At 39.9% G+C, this 7,322-nt stretch carries 6 protein-coding genes; 1 reads left to right on the top strand and 5 read right to left on the bottom strand.

What is annotated here, in order from left to right; translation table 11 throughout:
• Positions 1-28 precede the first annotated feature (28 nt).
• The 5 genes from HMPREF9420_RS03445 to HMPREF9420_RS03425 all read right to left on the bottom strand — a co-directional run bounded on the left by HMPREF9420_RS03445 (position 29) and on the right by HMPREF9420_RS03425 (position 6,195).
• A complete protein-coding gene (locus HMPREF9420_RS03445; protein WP_007134044.1) occupies positions 29-673 on the bottom strand; it encodes a response regulator transcription factor in 645 nt (214 codons plus the stop codon).
• 26 nt (positions 674-699) lie between these two features.
• Positions 700-1,998, bottom strand: coding sequence for a cardiolipin synthase (gene cls, locus HMPREF9420_RS03440; RefSeq protein WP_007134043.1), 1,299 nt, complete (start codon positions 1,996-1,998; stop codon positions 700-702).
• Positions 1,982-2,962: a KpsF/GutQ family sugar-phosphate isomerase gene (locus tag HMPREF9420_RS03435; RefSeq protein ID WP_007134042.1), complete on the bottom strand. Its 981-nt coding sequence runs from the start codon at positions 2,960-2,962 to the stop codon at positions 1,982-1,984. Before HMPREF9420_RS03435 ends, cls begins: the two co-directional genes overlap by 17 nt.
• Positions 2,963-3,718: a 3-deoxy-8-phosphooctulonate synthase gene (gene kdsA, locus HMPREF9420_RS03430; protein ID WP_007134041.1), complete on the bottom strand. Its 756-nt coding sequence runs from the start codon at positions 3,716-3,718 to the stop codon at positions 2,963-2,965.
• 95 nt (positions 3,719-3,813) lie between these two features.
• Positions 3,814-6,195: a mechanosensitive ion channel family protein gene (locus tag HMPREF9420_RS03425; RefSeq protein ID WP_007134040.1), complete on the bottom strand. Its 2,382-nt coding sequence runs from the start codon at positions 6,193-6,195 to the stop codon at positions 3,814-3,816.
• A 215-nt stretch (positions 6,196-6,410) separates the two neighbouring features.
• Between HMPREF9420_RS03425 and HMPREF9420_RS14155 the strand changes: the two genes are divergently transcribed.
• On the top strand, positions 6,411-7,322 hold a 912-nt coding region (locus HMPREF9420_RS14155; protein WP_007134039.1), incomplete at its 3' end, for a tyrosine-type recombinase/integrase.

Here is a 7,322-nt window from a genome sequence, read left to right as displayed (position 1 = left end):
TATGACCTTTATAGAGATTATTGTTATCTTAAATCTTATTGATGTCTACATATCCATGCATGACGGCATAGATAGTAAGTGCGCTAACGCTTTTCATTCCAAGCTTTTCTACAATGTTTTTCCGATGACTGATAACGGTTGTGAGTCCTATATTCAGCTGGTTTGCAATTTCTTTATTGATAAATCCCTGTGCAATGAGAGATAAAACCTCAATCTCTCTGTCACTAAGTAGCTTTGTCTTCAATGCTTTGGGCATAGCGGGAAGATTCTTTCCACCCGCATGTCCATATTGTTCTAACTGGAGGAGAGCCTTCACAAGTTGTTCTTCTGATGTGTTTATGCAAAGACTTTTGAAGTCAGAAAGCTGTGAATTTGGGTTTGAAGAGGTTGTCAGTACTATTGTTTTATACTTGTGTTCAAGAAAGAAGTTACGATTTTCAAGCACAAATTTGATAGCAACAAAATAGTGCATGAACTTCTCTGGGTTACCAGCCTCAAGCTCATTAAACGAGCAAAAGGTTTCTATATCGGCAATAGGCATGACATTTTGTAACATGGTTTTCAGTCCAATCATAGCCAACATGTTATTGTCTATGATAGCTAATTTCGGTCTTCCTGTAGGCTTTTCGCCCATAGGATGATGTGGCATGTTATGTAAATCGTTCTCTTCCATATCTTAAGAATTTATATTTTTGATAATTAGAGGAATGGAGCAAGCAGGTGACTAAACCAGCCTCGCATTCTTTGCCAAGGTGTTCGCCATTCTTTCCACTTCTTTTCTGTGAGATAAAAACAATCTTTCTTCTCGCCATCGAATAAATTGTCTAATTGCCGTGTCGTACATTTATCGAGGATAACAGCATTTTCTTCGTAGTCCCAATTAAGGCTTCGAGCATTTAAGTTTGCACTGCCAACAGTGCAAACTTGTCCATCTACCATTATAATCTTTGTATGGTGAAAGCCTGGTGTGTACATCCAAATGCTGCATCCAGCCTTCATCAGTTTGTGTGCATTATAGAAACCGCAGTCTGGAGTCAATGGAATATCACTCTTTGTACTCAGCATGATTTCCACTTTTACACCACGTTGAACAGCCTTTTTCAAGGCTTTTTTGAGTTGATGATTAAGCGTAAAATATGGATTTATTATCTTTATGCTGTCTTTTGCACGATTAATTGCAGATAGATAGAATTGTCGAATGATAGCATTACTTGTCCTTGGCTCGCGATTTATGATACCAACAGTTTGGTGATATGCAGATTTGCAGCTATTTTCCTTTAAGCCTTTTATATATTCTGCCTTATTCCCTCCATGATAATATTGTTCACCATGAATATTTTGTTTTGACACTTTATTCCACATTTTAAGGAAAATAGCTTGTAAAGTATTGACTGCATCTCCCTCAATTCGACAGTGCATGTCATGCCATTCACCGACAACATCCGTACCTTTAATATAATAGTCGGCAACATTCATTCCTCCTGTATAAGCTATTCTTCCATCAATAACAACAATCTTTCGATGGTCTCGTGAAAATACATGATTGACCCAAGGAAATGTTATGGGGTCGAATTTATAAATTTCTACACCCGAATCGCGAATGGTTTTGAGATGTTTCTCTTTCAAAGGACGGTTGTTTGAAGAGTTACCGAAGGCGTCAAACAGCGCTCGAACCTCAACACCTTCTTTTGCCTTTTGTTCCAGAATATGAAATAAAAGACCTGCTATGGAGTCATTGCGGAAATTAAAATATTCAAGATGTATACTTTTCTTGGCCTGTTGAATAGCCTTAAACATATCATCAAACTTCTCTTGTCCCGTTGTGAGTAAAGTCACGGAGTTGTTAGAAGAGAATTTAACCCCATATTGTTCAAGGTCGCGTGCTACCAGGGAGTCAGTCGTTTGAGCCACGCATGTCCCAATACTGAGTACCCAAAAAATTATATATAATAATAGTTGTTTCAATCTATTCCTTTTTATTTCACACCATACAAGCATAATGATCGACAACGCCTAAGAGGTGTTTCTCTTCATCTACGACAAGAACGGTGTGTATTTTATGACGATGCATAATGCGTTGTATCTCGGTAATCTTCGTTGTTGGCAATACGAACTTTGGTGTCTTAGTCATGATATCGCTAACCGTGTGGTCGAAAAATTTAGCTTGCCATCGTTCCATTGCACGTCTGATGTCTCCATCTGTGATTAATCCGATAACTCGTTTGTCATCACCTAATGAAACGCCTAATCCCAATAGACCTTTACTTACGCAAATAATGGCTTCCCCTAAGTGCATGTCTTGTGGAATGATTGGTAGGTCATTGGTTCGCATTACGTCTGCTGCCGTGGTAAGAAGTCGTTTCCCTAATTCTCCTCCTGGATGGAATTGAGCAAAGTCTTGTGGACGGAAATCACGCACTTGCATTAGTGCAATAGCCAAAGCATCGCCCATAGCGAGAGCTGCTGTAGTACTACTTGTTGGTGCAAGATTAAGGGGACAGGCTTCCTTCTTGACGTAAACCTTTATGTGAACTTTACTATATTTGGCCAAAAGTGAATTGGAATTAGCCGTCATAGAGATAATCGGTATGTTCATGTGTAGCACCATAGGGATAAATCGAAGAAGTTCATCCGTCTGGCCAGAGTTGCTTAATGCCAACACAACATCATCTGGAGTCATGACCCCTAAGTCACCATGATACACGTCCAAAGGATTGATAAAGAAAGCTGGAGTGCCTGTAGATGCTAACGTAGCTGCTATCTTTGCACCTATATTCCCACTTTTTCCAACACCTGTTACGATAATCTTTCCATGACAATGAGCCATCATTTCGACAGCCTTTGTGAAGTTTTCATCGAGTTGTGGAATAAGATTAAGAATAGCTTGTGCCTCTTCTTTCAAGGCTTGACAGCCCCATTGGCAAACCATTCCCAATCTGTTATCAATATCAGTATTATTCATTTACTTTAATAATTGACCTATTAAATTCTCTAATTTATCAAGTTCCAGCATATTCGGGCCATCACTTAGTCCTTTATCGGGATTGGGATGAACTTCAAAGAAATAGCCTGTTGCACCAAAAGCTTTAGCTGCTAATGCCATTGAAGGAACAAATTTCCTATCACCAGAAGTCTTTCCTTTGCCTGCGCCTGGACGCTGAACACTATGCGTGCAATCCATAATCACCATCGGAACAATTTCTTTCATGTCAGGAATATTGCGGAAATCAACAACCAGGTTATTATATCCAAAGGTGTTACCACGTTCTGTTAACCACACTTCTTTAGCTCCGCTTTGCAATGCTTTCTCAACAGGATAGAGCATGTCTGCACCACTTAAGAACTGTGCTTTCTTTATATTAACAATCTTTCCTGTCTTTGCTGCTGCAATCAAAAGATCTGTTTGACGGCACAAGAAAGCCGGAATCTGCAACACATCACAAACTTCTCCTGCTGCCTTGGCTTGGTAACTTTCATGGATATCCGTTAATATCTTCAAGCCATATTTGGCTTTTATATCTGCAAGCATCTTTAATCCTTTCTCTAATCCTGGTCCACGAAAAGAGAGAATTGACGTGCGATTGGCTTTGTCAAATGAGGCTTTGAAGATAATATCAATGCCGTATTTGTGGTTTAATCTTACTAATTCTTCGGCAACAATATTTAATAAATCAGCCGATTCAATAACGCAGGGACCTGCTATAAATATGGGTTGCATATTCGTTTCATTTTGCTTACCATGCAAAGGTAGACAAAAAGGAGGAAAATGACAAACTTTCTTATATATATTTATAAGGTGTAGATGTCGTGCTGTTATGCATCTTTTTCCTCACTTAATATCTTCTCCACTTGCTCTGGCTTTGGGTGAATGATATGTATGTCACGTTGTGGGAATGGAATCTCTATATTATTGGCATTCAATGTCTCGTAGATACATTCCATGATTCGACCATCATCAACGTATTGAGTCATGACAGATACCCACACAAGTATCTTCAATGTTATGGCATTATCACCAAACTCTTTCAACACAATCTTTACTTCTCTCTTCTTTGAAGTAATCTTTAAGGCTGTGATAGCATCATAAAGCAACTTCTTCACTTGCTTGATGTCGCTGCCATAAGCTACGCCAACCTCCAATATATCTAATTCATAGCCATGGTTCTTCGTCATGTTCTTATAGCTCTTGGTGAATAGCTGACTATTTTGGAAGGCGATGATAGAACCATCCGTCGCTTCAACGATAGTCGAAGTATAGTTGATTGAACTCACACGCCCACGTGTACCCTCGTACACAATGTAGTCACCAATCTTAACTCGCCCAGCCATAAGCGATATGCCGTAGTAAATATTCTCTAAGATATCTTTCATAGCAAAGCCGACACCCGTAGAGAAGCCACCTGATACGACAACCAACCAGGTGTTATCAATGTGGAACATCGCTAAAGAAATGATAATCCAGAAGCCCCAAACAGTAACCTGCACAACATTCTTTGCCATGATAAATCGACTTGCGGCAGTACTCTTGTCAGAGGTTTCAAAGTAAATCTTAAGCAAAGCTTTTATTGTTCGATTGAGATAAGCAAACAAGAAATACAGGGCCACCACCTCAGCAATCGACAAGATACTTGCCGTAAACCATTTAGTATTAATGAATGGTTCACGATAGATTTCCCATATCTTATCGCTTAGGTTGAATACATCTGCTGCCCAATAGAGTGCAAGTAAGAAAGATGCAACTGAAAGCACGGGTAACAGCACTTGATAAATCGCATAAAACAGCCACGTCTTCGTTATTCCTTGATGTTCATAATCACGCTTTTCAGCAAATTTCTTCAACCAACCACGCAAACAAGTTATCGTCAAAATACAGGTCAACTGCATCGTCCACCATATCAACAACTGCACACTAAGCAGCGTGTATCCCATCCATGCGCTGATAAATGAAATGAGAAACACCACTAAAGAAGTATAAGTATAGGTGACATCACTCTTGGGAATCTTCATGTTATTGCGCCTTATGGCCAACCATTGCCATATCAAACACACTAAAAGTATTGGACAGAGCGAAATGTTCACAAGGTTATCGGGCACTAAAACGATGCGGAAGGCAATCACAATAAAGTCCATGGCCATCAATGGCAGATATATGCGGAATCCGCTTTTAATCTGTTCGCCACTTAAACGCAATAGCAACGATATCAAGATAACACTCAACAGCCACGTATATCCCACAAGTAGTCCACAGGCCATGATGATGAAATTCTGACCCATAAACACAATGCGTATCAAGCCCAATACTAATGCTAATGTCATCGCCGAAGTTGTCATGATAATACAAGTACGGCGGCTGACAAAAGCTGGTGTGCGGAATCGTTTCGGCACTAAGAAACGAATGACAACCATATTGATTGCTCCTGCAATAACCGCATAGAAGGCAATGAGAATAAACAGGCCGATGATATAAGACGCATCCCATTGAGATAGCACCTTTGTCTTTTCAAAATACTTCGTGGCTATTTCGTCTTTGGTTTCCTGAATGTTTGTTTTTAGCTTAGTCAGTATATCAAAATAGTTTTCACCTGCGTTTCTAAATATGTTCTCTTGGATGTTCTTATATCTCTTATTGGCATAATCGTTGAGCGTTTTCAACTGGTCTTCAATTTCCTGATAATAACCAATATAATCTTTGAATTGCTGACTGTTGTCGCTTAGCGTGTGTCTGATATTCACAGCCAACGTCAGACATACACTCTTGTCTATCTGTGCCTTCTTGCTCAGCGTACTCACGTTCATTGTGCTAAGCGAGTTTATCAAGTAGTCGTATCGAGCAATCTCAGCTTTGTTTTGTGCAATGAGCGAACGAAAAGGTTGCACGTTTTGTTGGAAGTCTGCATATTGTTCTGTAGCCTCATGACAAGCATAGGCCAAGTCAAACACATATTCTGGCTTCTGCGAATAGAGCATTAACGCATTCTGATTGCTTTGCCCCATGATGCTAAACAGCTTGTCTCTGATAGCTGTTTGCTGATCTCTCAGGTAACCCGATTGACGATCGAGCTCAGCATGATAATTGGTGAGTTCGGTACGGAGTATGGATAGTGTGCTTTCCAAATTCTCTTCTTTCAGCACCGCATTTGCCGGTAGTAGTGCCAATAGAAATGCAAAGACAAGCAGTAAGAATCTTTTGTTCATTATTCTTTTATAACTTAATGGAGTTACAAAAATAATAAAAAGAAAAGATTAAGTAGAGTGCTTTAAACATAAATTTGAAATATTTTTTTATTTCTTAGCCTTGATTTCCAAGGATAAACTACTCGAACCTCAAGCGTTAATCATAATATCGAAACGAAGTTCAGTATTTTGTCTATTCATTTTGCGATTAATCCTTATTACCTTTATCTCAAAAAATGAAGATCTTTAATTTCTTATTTCCATGGAAACATAACTCAAAGCAAAGGAGGAAATGTGCTGTTACAAGTCTAAGGCAGGGTGTTTCCATTATCTCAAAAGGTGTTTCTAAGGCCACGCAATTGAATTATCAAACGGCCGTGTGTTCTTTTCTCATGTTCAAGGCAAAGGATGATGTGTTATTTTCAACAATCACGCAGGCTGAGATTGTGCGTTATCAACAATGGTTGCAGCAACGGGCAATCAGTGCCAACACAACCACTTGCTATCTCCGTTCACTTCGCGCGTTATATAATAAAGCGGTGAAACGGCGCTTGGTGAAAGACATAAAGCCCTTTGAAAAGGTTCAAACGCGCAACAACAAGGTGGTGAAAGTGGCTTTAAAGCCTATCCAACTGCAGCAGCTGCGTGAACTCCATTTGAAAGACAAGTCTTTTCAAGCTTTTGCGCGCGATCTCTTCCTCTTTTCTTGCTATGCCATGGGAATGCCACCGATAGATATGGTGCATTTGAAGTGGACTCAAATCAAGCATGGCTTCATTCATTATCAACGGCAGAAAACGCATCGAAAAGTGATTGTGAAACTTGAACCCTGCATGCAAGCGATTATCGACCGATGGGGAAAGCCCGACAACAAGTATATATTCCCCATCTTGCCCTGCATGAAATATGACAGCTTCCTGCGCCAATACAACCGTGCCCTTCATGCGTTGGGCGAAGAGATAAGGCTCGACTTTCCGCTCTCTTCTTATGTTGCGCGCCACACTTGGGCTTCGCTCGCCTATGAAAACAATGTGGCGTTGTCTATCATCTCGCAAGCTTTGGGGCATTCTTCCTCGAAGACCACGCTCAATTATATTCATGAGATAGACCTTAAAATGGTGGCTGAAGCAAATCGAAAGGTATTAAAT

It is taken from the genome of Segatella salivae DSM 15606 (assembly GCF_000185845.1).
GTDB lineage: Bacteria > Bacteroidota > Bacteroidia > Bacteroidales > Bacteroidaceae > Prevotella > Prevotella salivae.
The sequence above is the reverse complement of the archived record's forward strand: the minus strand, read 5'-3'. Positions and strand labels throughout refer to the sequence as shown.